This is a genomic window from Paenarthrobacter sp. TE3676 (genome assembly GCF_056279165.1).
In genome coordinates this window covers 366,445-388,482 of record NZ_JBWBQU010000005.1, presented here as the reverse complement: position 1 = coordinate 388,482, position 22,038 = coordinate 366,445, and the positions used below count along the sequence as shown (strand labels likewise).

19 protein-coding genes and 2 riboswitches are annotated in these 22,038 nt (G+C 63.2%); of the genes, 13 read left to right on the top strand and 6 right to left on the bottom strand.

The genetic code is table 11. The features are described from left to right. The first annotated feature begins 41 nt into the window (after window positions 1–41). Window positions 42–263, top strand: a complete 222-nt coding sequence (locus ACZ881_RS14565; protein ID WP_476116462.1) for a hypothetical protein — start codon at window positions 42–44, stop codon at window positions 261–263. Between the two features lie 57 nt (window positions 264–320). Here the strand turns inward: ACZ881_RS14565 and ACZ881_RS14560 are convergent, their stop codons facing one another. The 5 genes from ACZ881_RS14560 to ACZ881_RS14540 all read right to left on the bottom strand — a co-directional run bounded on the left by ACZ881_RS14560 (window position 321) and on the right by ACZ881_RS14540 (window position 7,543). Beyond that, window positions 321–2,441, bottom strand: a complete 2,121-nt coding sequence (locus tag ACZ881_RS14560; protein WP_476116460.1) for a multicopper oxidase family protein — start codon at window positions 2,439–2,441, stop codon at window positions 321–323. Between the two features lie 12 nt (window positions 2,442–2,453). Continuing rightward, on the bottom strand, window positions 2,454–2,927 hold the full coding sequence (locus ACZ881_RS14555) for a hypothetical protein (protein WP_054809041.1): 474 nt from the start codon (window positions 2,925–2,927) through the stop codon (window positions 2,454–2,456). Window positions 2,928–3,136: 209 nt separating this feature from the next. After that, complete coding sequence (locus ACZ881_RS14550) at window positions 3,137–4,795, bottom strand: DNA repair helicase XPB (RefSeq protein ID WP_091465708.1); 1,659 nt, start codon at window positions 4,793–4,795, stop codon at window positions 3,137–3,139. Between the two features lie 13 nt (window positions 4,796–4,808). After that, on the bottom strand, window positions 4,809–7,274 hold the full coding sequence (locus ACZ881_RS14545) for a helicase-associated domain-containing protein (protein ID WP_476116457.1): 2,466 nt from the start codon (window positions 7,272–7,274) through the stop codon (window positions 4,809–4,811). A gap of 53 nt (window positions 7,275–7,327) precedes the next feature. Beyond that, window positions 7,328–7,543 carry a hypothetical protein gene (locus tag ACZ881_RS14540; RefSeq protein WP_091467555.1) on the bottom strand — a complete coding sequence of 72 codons (216 nt, stop codon included), beginning with the start codon at window positions 7,541–7,543 and terminating at the stop codon, window positions 7,328–7,330. A gap of 226 nt (window positions 7,544–7,769) precedes the next feature. Between ACZ881_RS14540 and ACZ881_RS14535 the strand changes: the two genes are divergently transcribed. Genes ACZ881_RS14535 through ACZ881_RS14525 form a run of 3 tightly spaced genes read left to right on the top strand, consistent with a single transcriptional unit; the run spans window position 7,770 to window position 10,091 of the window. Beyond that, window positions 7,770–8,153, top strand: coding sequence for a cold-shock protein (locus ACZ881_RS14535; RefSeq protein WP_011773749.1), 384 nt, complete (start codon window positions 7,770–7,772; stop codon window positions 8,151–8,153). A gap of 8 nt (window positions 8,154–8,161) precedes the next feature. Further along, on the top strand, window positions 8,162–8,740 hold the full coding sequence (locus ACZ881_RS14530; RefSeq protein WP_364308093.1) for a DUF3027 domain-containing protein: 579 nt from the start codon (window positions 8,162–8,164) through the stop codon (window positions 8,738–8,740). A gap of 43 nt (window positions 8,741–8,783) precedes the next feature. Continuing rightward, window positions 8,784–10,091, top strand: a complete 1,308-nt coding sequence (locus ACZ881_RS14525; RefSeq protein WP_476116454.1) for an MFS transporter — start codon at window positions 8,784–8,786, stop codon at window positions 10,089–10,091. 66 nt (window positions 10,092–10,157) lie between these two features. Here ACZ881_RS14525 and serC read toward each other — a convergent pair whose 3' ends face one another. Then, complete coding sequence (gene serC, locus ACZ881_RS14520; protein ID WP_476116452.1) at window positions 10,158–11,288, bottom strand: phosphoserine transaminase; 1,131 nt, start codon at window positions 11,286–11,288, stop codon at window positions 10,158–10,160. Window positions 11,289–11,581: 293 nt separating this feature from the next. Here serC and ACZ881_RS14515 point away from each other — a divergent pair, with 293 nt between their 5' ends. From ACZ881_RS14515 to fdhD, 9 genes are all read left to right on the top strand, one after another. Next, window positions 11,582–12,277: an iron-dependent transcriptional repressor DtxR gene (locus ACZ881_RS14515; protein ID WP_091465717.1), complete on the top strand. Its 696-nt coding sequence runs from the start codon at window positions 11,582–11,584 to the stop codon at window positions 12,275–12,277. 210 nt (window positions 12,278–12,487) lie between these two features. Further along, window positions 12,488–12,702, top strand: a riboswitch (cyclic di-AMP (ydaO/yuaA leader). Window positions 12,703–12,706: 4 nt separating this feature from the next. Further along, a complete protein-coding gene (locus tag ACZ881_RS14510; protein ID WP_091465718.1) occupies window positions 12,707–13,543 on the top strand; it encodes a M23 family metallopeptidase in 837 nt (278 codons plus the stop codon). Window positions 13,544–13,688: 145 nt separating this feature from the next. Continuing rightward, window positions 13,689–13,851: riboswitch (cyclic di-AMP (ydaO/yuaA leader) on the top strand. A 4-nt stretch (window positions 13,852–13,855) separates the two neighbouring features. Beyond that, on the top strand, window positions 13,856–14,599 hold the full coding sequence (locus ACZ881_RS14505; protein ID WP_243836700.1) for a C40 family peptidase: 744 nt from the start codon (window positions 13,856–13,858) through the stop codon (window positions 14,597–14,599). A 97-nt stretch (window positions 14,600–14,696) separates the two neighbouring features. Continuing rightward, a complete protein-coding gene (locus tag ACZ881_RS14500; protein WP_091465722.1) occupies window positions 14,697–15,494 on the top strand; it encodes an NlpC/P60 family protein in 798 nt (265 codons plus the stop codon). A 389-nt stretch (window positions 15,495–15,883) separates the two neighbouring features. Beyond that, window positions 15,884–16,384 carry an HNH endonuclease gene (locus ACZ881_RS14495; RefSeq protein WP_091465723.1) on the top strand — a complete coding sequence of 167 codons (501 nt, stop codon included), beginning with the start codon at window positions 15,884–15,886 and terminating at the stop codon, window positions 16,382–16,384. A 43-nt stretch (window positions 16,385–16,427) separates the two neighbouring features. Next, window positions 16,428–17,333, top strand: coding sequence for an NTP transferase domain-containing protein (locus ACZ881_RS14490; RefSeq protein WP_091465725.1), 906 nt, complete (start codon window positions 16,428–16,430; stop codon window positions 17,331–17,333). Next, entirely contained in the window at window positions 17,330–18,688 is a 1,359-nt protein-coding gene (locus ACZ881_RS14485) for a molybdopterin molybdotransferase MoeA (protein WP_476116448.1), read from the top strand. The genes ACZ881_RS14490 and ACZ881_RS14485 overlap by 4 nt, the downstream gene beginning before the upstream one ends. 51 nt (window positions 18,689–18,739) lie before the next feature. Beyond that, complete coding sequence (locus tag ACZ881_RS14480; RefSeq protein WP_476116446.1) at window positions 18,740–21,046, top strand: FdhF/YdeP family oxidoreductase; 2,307 nt, start codon at window positions 18,740–18,742, stop codon at window positions 21,044–21,046. Window position 21,047: 1 nt separating this feature from the next. Beyond that, a complete protein-coding gene (fdhD, locus tag ACZ881_RS14475) occupies window positions 21,048–21,959 on the top strand; it encodes a formate dehydrogenase accessory sulfurtransferase FdhD (protein WP_476116445.1) in 912 nt (303 codons plus the stop codon). The last annotated feature ends 79 nt before the right edge of the window (window positions 21,960–22,038 follow it).

Here is a 22,038-nt window from a genome sequence, read left to right as displayed (position 1 = left end):
ATGCTTCTAAAAATGTCAGTGCCCCGCTCCACACTTAAAACATGGCAAACACAGCAGCTCCCGCAGGCATCCACCAGCACCGTGACAGTGACGTCGAGTTCCACGTGACGTACCTGGACACCGATTCCGGCCGCATCCGGCGAGAGGATTTTGAGGATCTGGCCGCAGCCGAGCGGTTCGCCAGTGCCCAACTCCGCGATCAGGACGGGTGGGCCGTGGTGGACCACGTCAAGATTGAGGTCACCAGCCGGATGGTCGCCTGAGGCACAAGCCTCCCATCCAGCTCACTCGGCCCATCCAGCTCACTCAGCCCGACCAGCTCACTCCGGCCGGTTGTTGGAGTGTCCGCCGTGCACGAACGGCGATGACACACCTTGGTACTTCAGCAGCATCATCATCCCCTCGGCGGCGTGGTCCAAGTTGTGGCAGTGGTCCATCCAGATGCCTGGGTTATCGGCGTGAAGCAGCAACTCCCACACTTCGCCCGGCAACACATCCACGGTGTCCAGGATGAGTGGTGACCCACTTGGAGCTACGCCGTTCCTGCTTAGTACTTGCACGTGATGTCCGTGGGGATGCATGGGATGCGGCTCGGAGGTGCGGTTCACTACCGTCACCTTTACGGTGTCGCCCTCGGCAACCTCGATGGACGGAACCAGCGGATATGCCGCCCCGTTCACGGTGAACGCGTACCGGGGAATCCCGTCAACAAAACGGAACTGCCGGTCAAGCACCATCACCTCTTCGCGCGTGATCGGCCGGACGAGCTCTGCCGCCTTCCCAGCACCATGCAGTTCCCCAGCACCATCCAGTTCCCCGCCCACGGGTTTGCCATACTCCAAAAGGTCCAGCACGGGCATGGTGACGAAAACGCCTGCTGGCGCCTTTTCCGGAACCATCTCCTCGGGTTTGGCTGATTGATCCGCGACGGCGGAGCCAGACGGGGCGATGACGACTACGGCATTTGCCGCAGCGTCAGAACGAACGGTGACGGTGGAATCAGGCATGGTGAAGGCGATGTCCACCCGGCCGCCGGCGCCAAGTCGGACCAGTTTGTTGGTCACTTCCTGCGGCTGGTTCACCTCGGTTCCATCAACCGCAACGGCTTTGAAGGTCGTGCCTTGGATGAGGTATCGCTGCTGCACGGAATCGGTGTTGATGAGCCGGACCCGCACGCTTGAGTCAGGGGTGGCAGTATGCGCGGTGGCACGGTCTGAGGAGCCCAGCAACCCCAGACCGCTGAGGTCGTGCCCGGCCACCACAACGTCCGTGTCGGCACGGGGCGAAGTAGGGTGGTGCACAACGAACGTGCCGTAGAGGCCCTTGCGGACCCCCTCGGCTGAATCTTGATGCGTGTGGTACCAGTAGGTGCCTGCCTGGGCGGCAAGGAAGCGATAGGTCATGGATTCCCCGGGCATGACGGCGTCCTGTGTTGCCCCGGCCACCCCATCCATGGCGTTGGGAACGTCGTAACCGTGCCAATGAAGGGTTACGCCGGCAGTCACATCACGGTTGGTCAGCAGCACCTCCATCACTTCGCCGAGTTGGGCCTCCAGGGCTGGACCCGGAAGGCTGCCGTAAGTCCACGCCTCTGTGGTTTGCCCGGATGGCAGCACTACTTGTTCCACACGGGCAGTCAGTTCGTAGTGCCGGACCACAGCGTTGGCGGGGGTTTCGCCGACCAGGCTGTTGACCGACGTCGGATCCGTCACCACAACGTCGGCACCGCCATGATGCGCGACGGCGGCAGCGATGGTTGCGCCGTCGGCGGACCGGCTCCCAAGCCAGGCAAAGACTCCGGAGCCCAAAGCCGTACAGATCATGAGTCCTGCAACCGCGGTAGCCGCCGTCGGACGCATGCCGGCGGGAGAAGCGCCGCCTCGACGTTCTGCCCGAACGGCCGTGTTTGACTGCGTACGTCTCGACGAAGGTCGTGGCGAAAACAGTGCGAGCCTGGCGATCAGCACGGACGCCGCCACCATGAACAGCAAGACCACAAGGCTCCAAGGAGCCGGGAATGGCCCCAGGAGCAATGTCAGGGCGAGTGATGCCACAGCTGACACGGCAGCTGCGATCATGGCCAGCACCGCCCACTCGCGGGATCGTCGCGGATCTTGTGCAGCAGGTTTGGGGCCGGTGTTCCGCCTCCTCAGCAAGAACGGAACACCGGCCGCCGCGGCCCAAGCCGCGGGGATGGCGGTCAGAGGCACATTGATGGTTATGCGTTCGCTGGCAAACCACCAACTGCCCGCCACCAAAGCGGGAAGCAATGCGTACCGTCCCACTGTCACTGCGACGGCTATACCCACTAACAACAGCCCAAGGTCACTCCGGCGCGGCTTGTCGCTCAACGACGCGGTCATCCAAGCAGCGGCAATCCACGCGCTGGCCGCAAGCACGGACAGTAGCAGGTCCACCGCCAGCAGCTGCGAGGTGTTCACAGCTGCAAGTGCTCACGCTGTGCTGGAGGATGTGGAAGCATCCGAGGAGGCAGCCTTGGGAGGCAGCGGTTGAGGGTTGAGGGCTGCCGCGCGGGCACGCTTGAACAACCAATAGGACATGAAGATCATCATCACGCCAACTATCGGGTGGATGGAGACTACCCACGAGCCTGCCGGGGTGATGAATTCCGGTGAGGAACCGGTCAGCATGCCGCCGATGATGAAGATGAACAGTTGAAGCCAGGTCAGCAGGAAGATGCCCGCGGCCAACCAGATGGTGCGGGACCCCACCTTGGCGATCGCTGCTACGATCGCTGCCAGCAATGCTGAGTATCGCAGCACATATTGGCCATTGACGGCATGGTAGACGCCAGCTTCACGCTGGGCTTCGATGGTGTTTTGGAAGTGGAAGTATCCGGCGAAGAACAGCTGTGCGAGTGCTGACAGCAGGACGATCGCGGAGAGGACCAGGAGGGCTTTGCGCATGGGGAATCCTCTGGTAATCAATTCACAGATTCTTCTAGGCCTTCAAACCGTCGGCTCCCTGGCTGCGGGCTTCCCCCACTGCCGACGGCTGGCCGCCTGGTTGCCTGGACCAGGGGCAACCATAAAAGGGCGGAGAGCTTCACTTGGAATCGTAAAGTTGCTGGAGATGAATAGCAAGAGCCTGCGGATATTATCCCGGCAGGGGCTGCCTACTGCTCCTGTCCAACATCCTTGCCCACGTCCTTGGCGTCCATGATCCTGTACGCGTAGCCCTGCTCGGCCAGGAACCTTTGGCGTTTTGCGGCGAAATCCTGGTCCAGCGTGTCCCGCGCTACCAAGGAGTAGAACCTGGCCGCACGGCCGTCCTGCTTGGGGCGAAGGAGGCGTCCCAACCGCTGGGCCTCTTCCTGCCGCGAGCCGAAGGAACCTGAGACCTGGATGGCGACCGACGCCTCGGGGAGGTCGATGGAGAAGTTGGCCACCTTGGACACCACCAACGTGTGGATCTCGCCCTTGCGGAACGCGTCGAAGAGCTTCTGCCGTGCCTTGACGCTGGTTTCGCCCTTGATCAGGGGAGCGTCAAGCCGTTCGGCGATCTCATCGAGTTGGTCGATGTACTGGCCTATCACCAGCAACTGCTCGCCCTTATGGACTGCCACAAGTTCTTCCACCAGTTTTGTCTTGGTCTCCGAAGTAGCGCAGAGCCGGTATTTATCGGCGTCATCTGCCATGGCGTAGGCCACCCGTTCGTCGCGGGGGAGGTCCACACGGACTTCAACACAGTCGGCGGGCGCGATGTAACCCTGAGCCTCGATATCCTTCCAGGGTGCGTCGTAGCGCTTGGGCCCGATGAGGCTGAACACCTCACCTTCCCGGCCGTCTTCCCGAACCAACGTCGCCGTGAGGCCGAGCCGACGGCGGGCTTGGAGGTCCGCGGTCATCCGGAAGATCGGGGCAGGGAGCAGGTGCACCTCGTCATAGATGATGAGGCCCCAGTCGTGCCCATCAACGAGTTCCAGGTGCGGGTACAGGCCACCGCGCTTTGTGGTCAGGACTTGATAGGTGGCGATGGTGACCGGCCGGACTTCCTTGACCGCGCCGGAGTATTCGCCGATCTCGTCTTCGGTCAAGGACGTCCGCTTGAGCAGTTCATCCTTCCACTGCCGGGCAGAGACGGTGTTGGTGACCAGGATCAGCGTGGTGGTGGAGGACGTGGCCATCGCTGCCGCACCCACCAGTGTTTTTCCCGCACCGCAGGGAAGCACGACGACGCCGCTGCCGCCGGCCCAGAAGTTTTCCGTGGCCAGCTTTTGGTACGGGCGCAGCTGCCAGTTGCTTTCGTCCAGCATGATGAGGTGCGGTTGACCGTCAACGTAGCCGGCAAGATCCTCTGCGGGCCAGCCCAACTTGAGGAGCAGCTGCTTCAACTGTCCACGCTGGGACGAATGCACCACCACGGTTTCGCCATCAATCCGAGGCCCCAGCAGTGGAGCGATTTTCTTGGCACGGATGACTTCCTCCAAGACGGGGTAATCGTCCGTCCGCATCACCAGTCCGTGCTGTGCATCCTTTTCAAGCCGGAGCCGGCCGTAGCGGGACATGGTCTCTTCGATATCGATCAGCAGCGCATGCGGCACGGGAAAACGGGAGTACTTCAGCAGCGTATCCAGCACCTGCTCCGCATCCAGCCCTGCCGCCCGGGCGTTCCAGAGACCCAGCGGCGTCAGCCTGTAGCTGTGCATGTGTTCCGGAGCGCGCTCCAACTCGGCGAAGGCGGCGATTGCGTGCCGGGCCTCCGTAGCCAGCTCATGGTCGACCTCCAGCAGGATGGTCTTGTCACTTTGTACGATCAGCGGACCGTCGGTCACTGTTTAATCCTCTTCATGAACGCAGTTCTCCTGCGGGTTCCACATCGATGATCCGGTGGATGGACAACACCCGTTCGGTGTCCTTGGCGGGATCGAAAACCCTGACACGCCCGCCGGAGACGGATACAGGAACAACGGTTTCGGTGTTGGCATTCCCCAAACTGTCCACCACGTTCATGGTGACGGCCTGTTTAAGCCGGATTGCCGTTTGTAGCGTCTCCAAGCCGAGCTGGGTGGCCGTCTCGCCCGTCGCTTCGGCCGGGACCGCGCGGTGTTGCCGCAGGACCGAAAGCTGTGCCTCGACGTCGTCGTCCGGCGGTGCTGTTCTGGGCGCCGTATAAACCGGGCGGGCGCTGCCTGGCACTGCCGTGGTCCGTTTGAAGCGTACGACGGCGGGTTCAGCCTCCTGCACGGCAGGCGAGAGGCCCAATTCGCGCAGGACACGCGCTGTTTCACGTGGACTGGCAGAGGAAGTGAGGACAGTGGGGGCGATGCGCACCAGGCTCAAGGCTGACGTCCGGGCCTCGCGGAGGAGATCGGTGATGGCTGTTTCGTCGTCGCTCTGGATAAAGCTGGCACTCGTGCCGACACGAAGGCGGCCATGCCGGGAGGCCGTGTCCTGGACAAGGTACTCCAATGGTTGGGGTACGTCCGTGGCGGAATGCTCACGGAGGAACGCCAGCAGCGATTCCGCATCCTGTCCGGCGTCGAGGGCCCTGCGAATGGTGCTGGCAGAGAATCGGTAGATCGATGCTGGGCCCTGGCCCTCTGCGTCGGCCATCAACAGCAGTGTTTCACTGAGTTCCGGCGCGAGGTAGCCGGGCGCTACAGCCGTGAGATCGGCCTGGAGGAGGATGTGGTTCACGGCGGCGGGCAAATGCTCGCCGAGGATGGTCATGGCCTTGTCCGGTTGGCCGTCAGCGATGGCCGAACCCAGCTGGGTCAACGCACCCGATCCCATCAGCCCCAGGAGCGTGGCTTCCTCCAGGATGCCGCGGACCAGGGAACTGAACCGTCGGGACATCCGCGGCTGCGCCCATTCTGCACGCTGCAGGACGGCTCGGGCATCCAAAACGGGTGCCTTTCCATCCGGTGCTGCTGCCTCCACGGTGAGCTCGTTGAGGATTTCCAGGACCCGGCGGCGTACCACCGGGGCGTCGGGCCGCTGCGCTTCCGCGGACAAGGCGTTGATGGTGGTACCGGCTGCGCCTTGGTGGGCGGCCGAGGCCGACGGACCAGTGAGCGGCTGTCCCACCAGGGAGGGTGCCCGCTCACTCGCCAGCCAGGCGTTGACCAGCCACAGCCACTGTTCTTGCCTCGGCAGGTTTAGCCATTCAAGCGTCGGCGGCTGAATCCACGTGGAGCTGTCCACCTCCAAGCGGAGCAGCCCGGCCATGGCGCACAATTCCAAGAGGACGGCCGTCTCATGGACGCCCAACCGGATCGACTCCGCCAAACGACGCAGCTCGCGCACACCAACACCGCCGCTACGGAGGGTAGCCAAGGGTTGCTCCCGGACGGCGAACAACAGCTCGGCAGTCAGCCGCAGAATTTCGGCAATGGCCCCCATGGCCGCGTTGCGTCTCAGGGCGGCACTCGTATGGCCGAGCTCCGGAACAGGTGGCGCCAGCGTGAAATCATCCACGATCGCCCCTCCGCGCAAGGCAAGACCCACACTGTGGGGCAGCTCTACGTGGGCGGCGTCCAGAGGGACCAGCAAGCCGCGCGCCAACAGCCAATCGATAGGCCCGACGTCGTGGCTTTCATGGGTGACCGACGCCCGGCGCTGTGCCTGGGGTACCGCGCCCATGGCCCAACTGCCGAACTTGTCCAACAAGCCCACCGTCCGCTCCGGCGCCGTGGCGAGGATGGCACGAAGGTTCTCAGGAGAGGAAGTCCAACGCTGCAATGCCAAGGCTGCGTCCATCGGAGTGCTGGCGGGGTGGATGCCCGCGCCGCTTTGATGTAGCTCGGCCACCAACTGCACTACCCGCTGGGCAAAGGCTGGTTGGAGCCGTACAAGTTCGGTGTAGCTGCGTCCGAGTCCTGCCGGGTAGATGCCGATGACGTCCTTGAGGCTGCCCACGGGAAGGTAGAAGCGCTGACGGGACGACGTTGCCGGCGAGCCAGCGGGTGGGTCTGCCCTGTGTACCAGCGCCAATTCCTGCAATTTGGCGAGGATGGGGTCCAGCGCCGAAAGGGTGGAACCGGCAATGACCTTCTTCAACCCGGCCGCGGAAATACTGTGACCGGTATCGGCATTGGTGCACAGGTGAAGTGTTTCCAGGACCTGCATTTCAGGCTTGTTCAACCGCTCCAAAGCCCTCTGGACACTGACCCGGGCGCTAGCCCTGGCAGCCAAAGCCGGGAAGTCGGGAGCCATGGGGGAGATCAGGTCCGGTCGCGCGGCAAACAAGGCCCGCAGCGAATTGTCGCTGCGCGCTTCGAGTTCCTTGCTGAGCGCGCGTATAAGGGACATCAATCCAACGTTACCGCCCCCGGGCCGCTCGTGCCCGTCACCGGGTCAGGAGGTTACTGTCGGCGGCGTTGGCGTACGGAGTCAACAACCAGGACTACCGCGAGCATGAAGGCCACGGGCAGTCCGTAAAGGGCCGTCCACGTCACCCATACCGGCGGCACGCCACCGTTGAACGCCACAGCCATGACCGTGCCGACGGCAGCCAAAGAGATGACGGCAATGACGGCAGCGATGATCATGATGGGGCGGCGGTAACCCGGGGAAGTCATGCCCACAACGCTAGCAGCAGCACGCGAAGGCGGTTCATTGCTGCGGCTCTTGTCCTGTTCGTGTACGGCGTGGTCGCGGCAAAGCGGGAATAGGGGGTCAGGCAGGATAACCTTGAAGGAACAGACCAACACGGACCGGGCTGTCACCCTCGATCCCGCAGATCCCTGTGGATGCGGTGAGTGCCCGACGTGTCTCCCAAAAGCAAGAACGAAGAAGGTTGATTACGTGCCTACCGGCAAGGTCAAGTGGTATGACAAGGAAAAAGGGTTCGGATTCCTCGCGGCTGAAGACGGCCAGGAAGTATTCCTGCCCAAGACGTCCCTGCCCGCGGGCGTAACGGAGCTCAAAGCCGGAACCCGCGTGGAGTTCGGTGTGGCTGACGGGCGCCGCGGAGCACAAGCCCTGGGACTCCGTGTCCTGGAGAAGACACCGTCCATTGCCAAGGCCAAGCGCATGAACGCCAGGGACCTTGCACCTATGGTGCAGGACCTGGTCACCGTACTGGACAACCTCTCCGGCTCCTTGTCTTCAGGCAAGTACCCCGACGGCAACAAGGCCAAGGCAATCAGCATGGCGCTGCGCAAGGTTGCCGACGAGCTGGAAGCCTAGGACCGGCCATGACATCGGAATCCGCACAGGACACCAAGGTAGGCCCCGGCGCTGCCCAGGCTCCTGGAAACGGGGACGCCCCCGCGCGGAAGCCCGTCGCGGCCAAGTCCCGCGCCGGTTTGCCCGTGTGGCGCACCGGTAAGCCGGACGCGTTCCTGGCTGCCGCCGTCGATACTGCACGTGAGGCAGTTGAAGGCATAGCCAACCCGGGCGAAGTCGGGGCGCACCTTGGGGCGAAGTCGGAGGGCGACCGCGTGGTGACCCACCTGTTCGAATCCCGGCTCGCCGGTTACGGCGGCTGGCAGTGGTATGCCGTGGTGACCCGTAACTCGCGCTCCAAGATCGTGACCGTGAGCGAGCTCGGTTTGCTGCCCTCCGAGGACTCCATCCTGGCTCCCGAATGGGTGCCGTGGGCCAAGCGCGTCCGCCCCGAGGATGAGACGCCGCTGGTCGAAGAGACAGTTGAGGAAGTTTCGGAAGAGTCCGTGCAGGCGGCCGAAGATGAAGCCACCGAACCGGCTGACGCCGACTCCGATGACGCTGACTCCGATGAGGATGATGACGACGACGAAGCCGGGGCTGAATAGGCGTTGCGGAAACCCGGGGTGACCACAGTGAAGGCGGACGCTGATGTCCACCTTTAGGTCACTCGGAATCCTCAACTACCGCATCTGGTTCTTCGGTGCGCTGATCTCCAACATCGGCACGTGGATGCAGCGCACGGCGCAGGACTGGTTGGTCTTTGACCACCTGACAGCGCATGACGCCGGTGCCATGGGCATTACTTTGGCCCTCCAACTCGGGCCCCAGCTTTTCCTTGCTCCGTGGGCGGGACTGTTGGCCGACCGCTATAGCCGACGGAAACTGCTTCTCCTCACCCTGGTGGCCATGGCCCTCCTCAGCACGGGGTTGGGCGTGCTGGTACTGCTGGGCATCGCCGAACTTTGGCATGTCTACCTCTTTGCCTTGCTCCTGGGAATCGTGACCGCACTGGACGCTCCCGTCCGACAAACTTTCGTCTCCGAGCTCGTCACCGACGATTACCTTCCCAACGCAGTGGCCCTCAACAGTGCCTCCTTCAATGTGGCCCGGATGATCGGGCCCGCGGTCTCCGGTGTGCTGACGGTGGTGGTGGGCCCCGGCTGGGTGTTCCTCATCAATACCGTGTCCTTCGTGGCCATGCTCTGGGCGCTCAGACTCATTCCCGCATCGTCGCTCCGCATCCAGCCTAGGGCGGCGGCGGGTAAAGGGCGCATCCGGGAGGGGTTGCGCTACGTCAGGAACAGGCCGGATATTCAGGTGGTCCTGGTGGCGATCTTTATTGTGGGCACTTTCGGACTCAACTTCCCCCTGTTCATCGCCGCGATGGTGGGGACCCAGTTCGGCATGGACGCGGGCGCGTTCGGAGCGTTGAACTCGGTCATGGCCATCGGGTCGGTGACCGGTGCACTGTTGGCTGCCCGACGCGGAAGGCCGCGTCTCAGGTTGATCTTCGGGGCGGCCGGCGGCTTCGGCGTGGCCAGCGCCTTGGCCGCCCTGGCACCCAACGCTGTGCTCTTCGGGCTCGCTTTGGTTCCCTGTGGCCTGTTCGCCCTGACCTTGATCACCAGCGCCAACGGCTACGTGCAATCCACCACCGAGGCTGTCATGCGAGGGCGGGTCATGTCCCTCTACATGGCCATTTTCATGGGCGGCACTCCCATCGGTGCACCGTTGGTGGGTTTGGTGGCCAACGTCGGTGGCCCTCGATGGGCGGTCGGCGTTGCAGCGGTTGCCGGCGTCAGCACCGCCGTCGTGGGTTTGCTGTGGATTATCCGCGCGAAACAGCTGCGGCTCCGCTTCGACCGCCGGGCCCGCGGACTGAAGCACTTTCGGGTGGAGTCGCTGCTTTCCCGTCCGGAGGCGGACGACGACGGCGCAGGCCGGCAGGGCGCGTAACGCGCCTTAAACGGCGGCGGCGCCGTCCGGGAGCTACCCGCACGACGCCGACCGAGGCCCGTGGTGCTACTTCTTCAGCTCGCCCACGACGTAATCGATGCTCGCGAGCAGCGCGGAAATGTCGTCCGGCTCAATGGCCACAAACGTGGCAATGCGCAGCTGGTTGCGGCCGAGCTTACGGTACGGCTCGGTGTCCACGACGCCGTTTGCGCGCAGGACCTTGGCAATGGCTGCGGCGTCAATGGAGTCATCGAAGTCAATGGTGGCGATGACATTGGAGCGGTCTTCGGCGTTGGTGACGAAGGGCGTTGCGTACTCCGAGGCCTCCGCCCAGGAATAAATACGGTTGGCGGAGTCTGCCGTGCGCTTGCTGGCAAAGTCCAAGCCACCGTTGCTGTTGAGCCACTGCACCTGCGCGTCCAAGGTCACCAAGGTGGAGAGCGAAGGCGTGTTGTAGGTCTGGTTCAGCTTGGAGTTGTCAATGGCGGTCTGCAGGTCCAGGAAGTCCGGGATCCAGCGGCCGCTCGCCTTGACCCGTGCCGCACGTTCCAGGGCGGCGGGGGAGAACAGGCCCAGCCAGAGGCCACCGTCGGAGGCGAAGTTCTTTTGCGGGGCGAAGTAGTAGACGTCCGACTCGGCGACGTCAACGTCCAGTCCGCCGGCCGCTGAGGTGGCGTCCACGAGGACCAGCGAGCCTTCGTCGGCACCCTGCACGCGCTTTACGGGAGCGGCCACGCCGGTTGACGTTTCATTCTGGGGCCAAGCGTAGACGTCCACGCCGGCTTCGGCCGCTGCCACGGGGCGGGTGCCGGGTTCAGCCTTGATGATGGACGACGCATCAAGGAACGGTGCCTTGTTGGTAGCTGCAGCGAACTTTGAGCCGAACTCGCCGAATGAGAGGTGCTGGGCCTTCTTCTCAACCAGGCCAAACGCAGCCACGTCCCAGAACGCCGTGGAGCCGCCAACGCCGAGGACAACCTCGTAGCCAACAGGCGCGCGGAAGAACTGGCTGAGTCCTTCGCGGACCGAGCCCACAAGGTTCTTGACCGGAGCCTGACGGTGGGAGGTGCCGAGGATGGTGGTCGACGCGGCAGACAACGCTTCGATCTGTTCCGGGCGAACCTTGGACGGTCCAGCGCCGAAGCGTCCATCCTTGGGCAGCAGATCGGCGGGAATGGTGATGCTGTTGTCGCTCACGTAGGGCTCCAATGGGTGTCGGCTAGAGATGGGAGGTGGCATGGGGCATCAACTGCCCCTTCGACACCCTAATTCTGCCTGACACGGCCCGGGCGCAGGAACCTGCAGCCGTCATAGTCCGCCACGTGGAATGCAAACGAACAGGATGCGACCGGAATTATCCAGAGTAATTCCAAATAAGCTAGGCTGGTGGTTGGCGTTCATGGGGCGGCGGTGCACACCGTCCGCCCTTGCTGGGGACGCGGTACGGTGGAGATTACGCAAGGAACTGCGTTCGAGGAGAGCTGAGCTGGATGACGGATCTGATCGATACCACTGAGATGTATCTTCGGACCATTTTGGAGCTTGAAGAAGAAAACATAGTGGCTCTCCGGGCCCGCATTGCCGAGCGATTGCGCCACTCCGGACCCACTGTTTCCCAGACCATCGGACGCATGGAGCGCGACGGCCTGGTGATTGTGTCCAACGACCGCCACCTGGAGCTCACTGAAGTGGGCCGGAAACGCGCCACAGAGGTCATGCGCAAGCACCGCCTTGCGGAGCGCCTGTTGGCCGACGTTATTGGCTTGGACTGGGCCTACGTACATGATGAAGCGTGTCGCTGGGAGCATGTCATGAGTGAGCGCGTGGAGCGCCGGCTTTACGAGCTCCTGGAGCATCCCACAGAGTCTCCCTATGGCAACCCCATCCCGGGGCTTGAGGCGCTTGGTGGCCTCGCCAGCCAGCCCTTCCCCCGGCTGGATGTCAATCTGCTGCAGGCCATGGACGGCTACGCCACTGATTCCCGCGTTGTGGTCAGCCGCCTTGCGGAGCCCATCCAAGTCGAGCCGGAACTTCTCACCCAGTTGGATGAGGGCGGAATCCGTCCAGGCGCAACAGTGTCGCTGGAGCGCGTCGGTGAGTACATCTCTGTCCGCGTCCCGGGTATCGAGGGCGCCTTGGAGCTACCTCCTGAAGTTGCTGCGCACGTCTTCGTCTCCCTCAGCTGACCGGCACCGGGCCAGCACAGTGTCAAACCTCACTTTTGCGCCTTCGGCGCGCGTGTGACCTGCGGTTTTTCGGAATTGATGATAAGGGCCTCCTTCGCTTGCCCCGCTCCTGTTGATAACGAATTTATTACCAAGAGCCTTAATCCCCTATAGTTATCTACTAGCGCTGATACCAAAGCGTTACCTGATCCGGAGCCGAGCTCTGCCAGCGGATCAGGTGTGCCACCCACCACTGGCAGAGGCGGGGGAACCACAAGCGGCTGTCTAAAGAAGCAGCCTTGGGGTGAAGTCCGCAGCAGAAGTGCCCACGTATGCAAGTCCCTCTTGGGATACCTGTGTGCCGTGAGCGCCTCGTGCGGACCGGGTCTTTGTACTCTCTGACCCGAATCCGACAGCTAACTTCGCAGGCTTTTGAGAGAGGAACAGAGTTTGACATCGCAGAACGTCAGGGGTCGCCGCCGCGCGTCCGGCCCCGCTGCTGAGCTGCGGCCAGCCACCGTCGTAACGGAGATCCGGCCTCGCGACACCGAGCGTCAGGTGCGCCGCCGTAAGAGCCCGCTGCGCCAGGTTGCCGACTTCGCCGCTGCCAGCGGCGTCGGGCAGAAGGCCGGTGTTGCGCTTGCCGCCACCGGACTTGCCCTGACTGTCGGTCTGCCGGCCACGAGTCCCGTCATGGCCACTTCGGAATCAGGCCAGACTGAGTCTGCCCTCGCCGTCGCCGCCCCCGCTGGCAGCCAGCCCGAGGTTTCCGCCGCCGCGTCAGCCAAGATCGACTTCAGCCGCGCCGCCGTCGCCACTTCTGCCGACCCCGATGGGAAGCTGAAGCAGCTGCTCAGCGCGCAGTCGACTGAGAGCATCCAGCGGGCCTCGTCCGTTGGCAGCATGGCCAGCCCCCTGGACACGCTCACCACGGCATCCCCTTTTGGTTACCGCATCAGCCCCCTCACGGGTGGCGCAGGTGACTTCCACCGTGGCCAGGACTTCGTTGCCCAGTGCGGCACGGCTGTGCATGCAGCGGCCACCGGCAAGGTTACGTTCGCCGGATGGCACGAGTACGGCGGAGGCAACCGCGTTGTCGTTGACCACGGCAATGGCCTCGAGACCACGTACAACCACCTGTCGTCCTTCACCGTCCAGGTAGGCCAGACCGTAAACCGCGGCGACACCGTCGCCCTGAGCGGCACCACGGGCGCTTCCACCGGCTGCCACCTCCACTTCGAGGTCCAGGTCAACGGTGAAGTTGTAGACCCCATGGGCTGGCTCTAAGCCAGTTGATGGTTGCCTCTCGCATTCGCGGGACGCCCCGTGACCTGAATGTGACATTCGCTTTCAAGTGTTGTAGCGTACAGAGCGCATCGGCTTTTTAGGGGGCCGGTGCACTTGAGTGGATTGCCTAGCTCTGCCACCGCTCAAGGTCCGTTCGCATAAATCGTCTGGCAGGGGCGGGGGAACCACTTCTGGCCTTCGAAAGAAGGCCTTGGGGTTAAGTCGCAAAAGCTTCCTTGGAAGCAGCGCGGCCGGATGACTCCCATCCGAATCCGACAGCTCACCTCGCAGGCATTGGGAGAGGCTACCTACGTGTCATCACGCACTACCCCTGCGCGCCATCGCGCCCAAACGGTTCGCACGAACCCGTTGAACACTCTTTCCAAGGCTGTTTCCTCCAACGCAGGTACCGTGGGCCGTCAGGCCGCCGTCCTGGCAGCAGCCTCAGGCCTCGTCCTCACCGTCGGCTTGCCGGCACAAGCAACAGACACCGACGTTTCCAAGTCGGAGGCCTCCAGCACCCAACAGCTGGTTGCTACCGCGGTGATTACCGCAGAACCGACAGCCACCGTTTCCTTCGAGAGCCCCACCGTGGCCACCCTGGAAGCCCCCAAGGTAGTACAGCGCGCAGCGCAGGTTACCGAGCGCGCAGCGGCCACCAGCGAAGAAACAGCGGAAGCAGTTACAGCAAAGTCTTCCGAGGCCAAGGATTCGGCCTCCAGTGCAGCTGCCTCCGGTCTCGCCGCCATTGCCTACACCGGCATCGGCTCTCCTTACGTTTGGGGCGGAACCACACCCAACGGTTGGGATTGCTCCGGCTTCACCCAGTGGGTCTACGCACAGGCCGGAATCAGCATCCCCCGCGTCAACGCCTGGACGGCCATGACGCCCACCAGCACTCCTGCTCCCGGCGACCTCGTCATGCAGAACGGCGGAGCCCACGTAGGCATCTACGTCGGCAACGGCATGATGATCAGCGCTTTGAACCCCGGCCAGGGAACGCTGCTGCACTCTGTAGCGTCCACCGGCACCTCCTCGTTCTACACCCTCCGCTAGAAAAATCCGGTTCGGGGTCGGCCGGCGTTCCCCACATGCTGGCCAACCCACTACCCGCGTGCACCCCAACTGCATGCGGATACGAAAAGAGAAAATCATGACCAGTGCAAACAAGGTTGCACGGCACCGCGCTGAGGCCCCCAAGACCAGCTCGCTTGCCGTCATCGCCAAGGCCGTCAGCAACAACGCCGGTGGCGTTGGCCGCCAGGCAGCAGTTATTGCCGCAGCTTCAGGCCTGGTCCTGACCAGTGGCATCGCAGCCAACGCTGCCGATACCAACGTGGATCGCGAATCGACGTCCACGTCCACTCTTGACGTGCAGTCGGTAGTCCAGGCCACCATCGCCGCGGACTCCACTGTGGCCATCTCCTACGAGCGCCCCGTGGTCACAACGGTGGAAGCCCCGGCTCCCGTGGTGGTCGAGGAAGCTCCGGCCAAGGTTGAAGCCAAGGTCGAAAACAACGAGGCAACCGCGGTTACCGCCAACGCAGCTCCGGCAGCCAATGCAACCGTTGCTGTCAGCAACGCGACCCCCGCTCCCGCAGCTCCCGCCGCATCCAGCGGCCTCGGTGCCGCTATCGCTGCTGCAGCTTACGCCCAGCTCGGTGTCACCCAGGACTGCACCATGCTTGTGACCAACTCCCTGGCCGCCGTGGGTATCAACTTCCACGACTGGCCCGCTGGCTACCTCTCCCTGGGCCGCACCGTGAGTGCAGCTGAAGCCCAGCCCGGCGACCTCGCCTACTACGCCAACGGCGGTTTGGCCGGACAGGCCCACATCGCTGTATACGTCGGCAACGGCCAAGCAGTTCACGGTGGATGGAACGGATCCACCACGGCACTGTTCAGCGCCAACGTGGGCTCCGGCCCGGTCTTCATCCGCGTCAACGGCTGATCCACATCGCGTAAGAGCACCCCGCTGGCTTTGGCCGGGCGGGGTGTTCTGCTTTAACCCTTGCCGGCTCGTGGGATGCCCGTAGTAGTGGGCGTGCGGCCACCACCCACTTTGGTTCTGAAAGCCACCCGACCCGCCGCAAATCACGTGTGTCGGGGCGGTTCTGCCCCTCAAAGTAGGTGGTGGCGGCTCACAAAGGGGCCCTTTGATTTCCGCCACATCCCTTAACCGCGCATGAACTCTTACCGACACTGCACGCGAAACGACGGAAAAATTCGTTGATACGGCATATAAGTGCTTACCCTTATGTTGTCGATCCACAGCCCGTACATGCAGAGGGCAGCCGGCCCTCGTGCCCCTGACGGGTGCGGCCGTGAAGAGGTACGTGCATGCGCACACTCGTTCTGAATGCTGGATATGAACCGCTGGCGGTAATAACATTCCGCCGGGCGCTGGTCCTTGTGCTGACTGGGAAAGCTAGCGTGGTGGCCGAAGGCGACGAGCCTGTCGTCGGGCCACAGGAGATACTCGGAAGACCTTCCGTGATCCTCCTCAACCGCTACATCCGTCCCCGGTACAACAGGATTACCGCCGTGAGTCGCCGCGGGGTACTTCGCCGCGACGGCCATCGCTGCGCCTACTGCGGGAAAACAGCCCACACCATAGACCACGTCCACCCCAAATCCAGGGGCGGCGCGGATTCCTGGGAAAACCTGGTTGCGGCGTGCTTGAAATGCAACAACGCCAAGAGCGACCACACGCTGGCAGAGATGGGTTGGAATCTCCGTTTCAAGCCCGGCGTGCCCCAGGGAACCATGTGGCAGATCAAAGAACTCGAGAAACCTGCGCCGGACTGGGACCCGTTCCTGTTGCCGGAATCCGCTGCCTGATCGATTTCTGCTGGTCTCCAGCCGTCCCGGGTAATCTGGGCGGATGGAGTTCAATGCCGTGATTTTGGCGGGTGGCCGGGCCACCCGTCTCGGGGGCGTGCCCAAGCCATCGTTGAAGTACGACGGCGGCACCCTCCTTACCCATGCCCTGCAGGCGGCCCGGGGTGCTTCGGCTGTGGTGGTGGTGGGACCGGACGTTCCGGGCGGGTCGGAAAGCACGCAACTACCGGTCGGCGTTCTGCGGGCACGGGAAGAACCGGTGTTCGCCGGTCCCGCTGCGGCAATCGCGGCCGGACTGGCTGCGTTGAAGAACAGTCCGAGCACCCCGTGGACCCTGGTGCTGGCATGCGATATGCCGCACGCTTCCCGTGGTGTAGGCCTTCTTTGGGCTGCACTCGCATCCAGTCCAAACGTGGAAGGAGCCATGGCTGTCTCTCCTGATGGACGGAAGCAGCCGCTTCTGGGCGCCTACAGTACAGCTGCGTTGGAAAGGGAAGTGGCCGTAGCTTCGGAAGGCTCGGGGTTAACGAACTCTTCAGTGTTCCGCCTGCTTGCTAGGCTGAACGTGCTGGACGTTGACGTCCCCGCGGGGTCCACGGATGACGTGGATACGTGGGAGGACGCCGCGGCTTTGGGCATTAACTACGAGTTGGAGGCGGACGTGAAGAGCCAGGAAGAGACGCTCGAGGAATGGTGCCGCACACTGCTGCAGGCTTTCGAGCTTGAGGGCGTGGAAGTGGACGTTAACGAGGTGCTCGCGGTCGCTGGGGTGGCAGCACATTCAGTGGTGCGCCCCGCCGCGCCCCTTACTACGTTCATTGCCGGATACGCGGCAGGCATGGCCCGCGGGATCGGTCAGGCCAGCGATGATGCGTCCATGAACGCTGCCCTGGAACTGGCCCGCAAAGTAGCCAAGGAGTACTCGGAGTCCGGGACTGACCCGGAATGACGGCGGCCCCCAACGAGGGCCATCACGCGGCACACACGTGGCAGGAGGCCCGGCAGAGCGCGTTCGATGTTGCTGCCCCTATCCCGCCGGGGCCGGTGCCGCTGAGCTCCGCACTCGGCCGCACCCTGGCGTCCGATGCCCTGGCCCTGCAGGACATGCCCCACTATGCTTCGTCGGCCATGGACGGGTGGGCCGTCAACGGCAGCGGTCCATGGATCCTGACCGAGCCCGGGCAGCGGCTGGCACCGCACCAAGCGAGTCCCATTGTCACCGGCGGTCTGATACCGCCCGGTGCCAAGGCTGTTCTGCGCAGTGAGAGCGGCGTTATTACCACGGACGACGACGGCCTGCCGGTTCTTGCGCTGGGCGGCACCGCCAAACCGGGCGAGCCCCGCAACGGCCAACACATCCGTAAAGCTGCAGAAGAGGCCGCTGAGGGTGACGTCCTGTTGAAAGCCGGCACAGTATTGAATCCGGCGCATATTGCCTTGGCAGCGCTGGCGGGTTTGGACCACTTGGAAGTCCTCGGAAAACCGTTGGTCCGGTTTCTCCTGACGGGTTCGGAAGTCGTGGCCCGGGGTGTTCCGATGCCCGGGCAGGTCAGGGACACCTTCGGCCCGCAGCTGGGTGCCGTCGTCGGGCTCTTGGGCGGTATAGCAGGGGAGCAGCTCAAGGTGGGCGACAGCTACGAGGAGTGGATTGCCGCACTTCGGGACACAGAGCCCTCAGCAGATGAACTGACACCGGACGAACCGTACGTTGAAGCGGAGGCCCCTGCCGACGTCGTTGTTACTACGGGCGGAACGGGACGCTCGGGAACGGACCACCTCCGCAAAGCCGTGGCTGAGCTGGGTGGCAGTTTGCTGATCGATGGCATCGCGATGCGGCCGGGCCATCCTGCCGTGTTGGCGGAGCTGCCCGATGGCCGGTTCGTGTTGGGGCTGCCGGGGAATCCGCTCGCCGCGATGATGGCCTTGTTTACCGTGGGCGGCCCGCTTCTGGCTGCTTTGGGCCACGGTCGCTTGGAAGAAGTGGGTGAGGTTCCCTGTGGCACGACTATCGACGCCGACCCCGGCCGGACCCGCTTGATGCCGTTCAAGCTCGTGTACGGGCTGGCGTCGCCGGCGCAGCATGCAGGTCCTGGAATGATGCGTGGCTTGGCGGGCGCACACGGTGTGATGGTGGTGCCGCCCCACGGTGTCCAGTTGGGCGAGATGGTGCCAGCGTTCGCATTGCCTTGGGGGAAACCGCTGCCCGTGCCGAAGGCGCCGGAGGACAAGGCCCGAAAAGCCGCGCCCCGGCAACAGAGGAAGGCTCCTTCCGGACCGGTTGACTGGAGCGCGTTGGACGCTTGAGGGGCGCCTTGAGCGGATTCTGGACTGAGGACAAAGTGCAATGATGGACTCATGAACAGGCATGCTCCAGAACAGGACATCAACGAAGATGACCTGCAAATCCACCCGCCCAAACAAGCCGCGGCAGGCCTTAAAGCTGTCACGGTTGCCCTCGAACGAGGTTATGCCCAAGCCGGAGTGACCCGCACGGTCCGTTCCATGCTCAGGGTCAACCAGCATGATGGCTTTGACTGCCCTGGGTGTGCATGGCCGGAATCGATCACCGGCAGGCGCAGCCCCGCAGAGTTTTGCGAGAACGGCGCCAAGGCCATCGCCGAGGAGAGCACCACCCGGACAGTCGGTGCCGAATTCTGGGCGAAGCATTCCCTTGCGGACCTCGAGGACAAGACGGAGTACTGGCTGGGAAGCCAAGGAAGACTTTCCGAGCCGGTTGTCATCAAACCAGGCGACACCCACTATTCTCCGATCAGTTGGACTGACGCCTTCGCTTTGATCGGCGAACACATCAATGCCACCACACCTGATAAGTGTGTGTTCTACACCTCCGGCCGGACGGCCAACGAGACGGCCTTCATGTACCAGTTGTTTGCGCGGAGCCTCGGCACCAACAACCTTCCAGATTGCTCCAACATGTGCCACGAGTCCTCCGGCAGCGCCCTCAACCCGACCATCGGAATCGGCAAAGGCACTGTTTCCTTGGAGGACATCCACCATGCGGAGCTGGTCCTGGTTGTGGGCCAAAACCCTGGAACCAATCACCCCCGCATGCTGTCCGCCCTCCGCGACTGCAAGAACAATGGCGGAAAAATCATCGCCGTCAACCCGCTTCCCGAAGCCGGTCTCCTGAACTTCAAGGACCCCCAGTCCCTCAACGGTGTTATCGGCGGAGGCACCACCATCGCTGATGAGTTCCTGCAGATCAAAGTGGGCGGCGATCTCGCGTTGTTCCAGGCGCTGGGCCACCTGCTCCTGGAGGAAGAGAAACGCAAACCAGGGACCGTCATCGATCATTCCTTCATCGGGAAGCAGACCGAAGGCTTCGAAGCCTACAAGGAAGCCCGTTCGGTGCTGGACTGGGCTGAGACGGAACGCGCAACAGGGCTGAGCCGGGAAGAGATCACCAACGCTGCCGGGATGATGGCGGAGTCGAAGGGAACCATCATCTGCTGGGCGCTCGGATTGACCCAGCAACCGCACTCTGTGGATACGCTCCGCGAGATCATCAACCTCCTCCTGCTCCAGGGCAACTTCGGCAAGCGGGGAGCCGGCGCCTGTCCTGTCCGGGGCCACTCGAACGTGCAGGGCGACCGGACCATGGGCATCTGGGAGAAACCCAAGGAATCCTTCCTGGCCGCGCTGGACAAGGAGTTCGGCTTCCACATGCCCCGGGATCACGGCTATGACTCAGTGGAAACCCAGCACGCCCTGGAGAAGGGTGAAGTGGATGTCTTCGTCTCGATGGGTGGAAACTTCGCGGCGGCGGGATCGGACACCGCAGCATTGGAAGATGGCCTGAAGAAGGCGGGACTCACCGTCCACATCTCCACCAAGCCCAACCGGGCACACATCGTCCACGGCAAGACGTCCCTGATTCTGCCCACGCTTGGCCGGACGGACACTGATGACAAGCACCCCAAAGGCAAGCAATTCCTCTCGGTGGAGGACTCCATGTCCGTCATCCACAAAACGCAGGGACGGCTGGAGCCTGTTTCAGAACACCTCCTGAGCGAATCGGTGATTGTGGCACGAATGGCCCAAGCGACGCTGGGGGACAGCCACAGTGTGGACTGGCGTGCCATGGCCGAGGACTACGACGTGATACGCGACCATATCTCCCGCGTCATTCCGGGCTTTGAGGATTTCAACGCCCGGGTCCGCACCAAGAACGGCTTCGTCCTCCCCAACCCTCCCAGGGATACCCGTACCTTTGCCACGGACATCGGCAAGGGGCGTTTCTCCGTTCGGCCGCTTGAGTACCTTGAGGCACCGGCAGGCCATCTGATCCTCCAGACTGTCCGCAGCCACGACCAATACAACACCACGTTCTACGGCCTGGATGACCGGTACCGCGGTGTCTCGGACGGCCGCCGGGTGATCCTGGTCCATCCTGGTGACCTGCAGGAATTGGGCTTCGAGGACCGCGACCTGGTGGATGTCATCTCTACTTTCGCGGGGACGGAGCGCCGTGCCAACAAGTTCCGCCTCATCGGGTACCCCACGGCCAAAGGATGCGCCGCAGCGTACTTCCCGGAGGCCAACGCCCTGGTGCACCGGGAACTGGTGGCCCGGGAATCGAACACCCCCGGCTACAAAGCAATGACCGTGCGCTTCGTGACGCATGAGGAGAACGGATCCTGATATGGGACGAGTAACCCAGCGCCGCAAGGTTCACAAGTTTGTCCTGGATGGCTCACCGCAGGCTTTGGAGCATCCCATCCGCTTCAAGGAAGACGTCCTGGCCGTGGAGGAACCGCTGGAGATCCGCTTGGGTGACATGTCTTTCTCCGTGACCATGCGGACCCCCGGAGACGACTTCGACCTCGTTGCGGGATTCCTGGTCTCGGAAGGGATCGTGTGGGAGCCGGGTCAGCTGGTCTCGGAGCGTTTCTGCGCTGGTGAGGACGAGAACGGGGTGCAGACCTTTAACGTGGTGGATGCACAGCTTCGGCCTGACGTTGAACGACCCGACACCGGCCGCAACGTCTACACCTCCAGCTCGTGCGGAATTTGCGGCACGGACTCCATCGATGCCGTTCGCAAGTCCTCGCACCACAGCCCCAAGGAAGACCGCATCACTGTTCCGGTACGGGCGCTCGCTGCATTGCCGGACCGCCTCCGTGAGGCGCAGGCGGTCTTTGACAAGACCGGTGGCGTGCACGCTGCCGGCCTTTTCAGGATCCACGACGACGGCACTACGGAGCTGCTCTGCCTCCGGGAGGACGTGGGCAGGCACAACGCCGTGGATAAAGTGGTGGGCTGGGCCTTGCGGGCGGGCATGTTGCCCCTTAGGGGGACTGTCCTTCAGGTTTCGGGCCGGGCTTCGTTTGAGCTTGTCCAGAAGGCTGCCATGGCAGGAATACCCGTATTGGCGGCTGTGAGCGCACCCTCCAGCCTTGCGGCGGAACTGGCGGAGGAAACGGGGATTACCTTGGCCGGTTTCAGCCGCGGGCTCAGCCTCAATGTTTATGCCGGGCGGGACAGAATCGTTGCAGAAGCTGCTCAAACGGACCCGCAGGCCGTGGGGGAGAGCCGGCAATCACTTGGCTATTGAGCGGGAACAACGTAGATTTTATCCATCGATTGGAAGCGCGGCGACCCAAGTTTCGCCGTCCGTTCCCTGCAGTTTTGGG

Excerpts from the sequence above, each read along its gene's own strand:
- ACZ881_RS14565 (WP_476116462.1), top strand. The coding sequence starts at position 42 with ATGGCAAACACAGCAGCTCCCGCAGGCATCCACCAGCACCGTGACAGT.
- ACZ881_RS14555 (WP_054809041.1), bottom strand. The coding sequence starts at position 2,927 with ATGCGCAAAGCCCTCCTGGTCCTCTCCGCGATCGTCCTGCTGTCAGCA.
- ACZ881_RS14545 (WP_476116457.1), bottom strand. The coding sequence starts at position 7,274 with ATGTCCCTTATACGCGCGCTCAGCAAGGAACTCGAAGCGCGCAGCGAC.
- ACZ881_RS14540 (WP_091467555.1), bottom strand. The coding sequence starts at position 7,543 with ATGACTTCCCCGGGTTACCGCCGCCCCATCATGATCATCGCTGCCGTC.
- ACZ881_RS14530 (WP_364308093.1), top strand. The coding sequence starts at position 8,162 with ATGACATCGGAATCCGCACAGGACACCAAGGTAGGCCCCGGCGCTGCC.
- ACZ881_RS14525 (WP_476116454.1), top strand. The coding sequence starts at position 8,784 with ATGTCCACCTTTAGGTCACTCGGAATCCTCAACTACCGCATCTGGTTC.
- ACZ881_RS14515 (WP_091465717.1), top strand. The coding sequence starts at position 11,582 with ATGACGGATCTGATCGATACCACTGAGATGTATCTTCGGACCATTTTG.
- ACZ881_RS14500 (WP_091465722.1), top strand. The coding sequence starts at position 14,697 with ATGACCAGTGCAAACAAGGTTGCACGGCACCGCGCTGAGGCCCCCAAG.
- ACZ881_RS14495 (WP_091465723.1), top strand. The coding sequence starts at position 15,884 with ATGCGCACACTCGTTCTGAATGCTGGATATGAACCGCTGGCGGTAATA.
- ACZ881_RS14490 (WP_091465725.1), top strand. The coding sequence starts at position 16,428 with ATGGAGTTCAATGCCGTGATTTTGGCGGGTGGCCGGGCCACCCGTCTC.
- ACZ881_RS14485 (WP_476116448.1), top strand. The coding sequence starts at position 17,330 with ATGACGGCGGCCCCCAACGAGGGCCATCACGCGGCACACACGTGGCAG.
- ACZ881_RS14480 (WP_476116446.1), top strand. The coding sequence starts at position 18,740 with ATGAACAGGCATGCTCCAGAACAGGACATCAACGAAGATGACCTGCAA.
- fdhD (WP_476116445.1), top strand. The coding sequence starts at position 21,048 with ATGGGACGAGTAACCCAGCGCCGCAAGGTTCACAAGTTTGTCCTGGAT.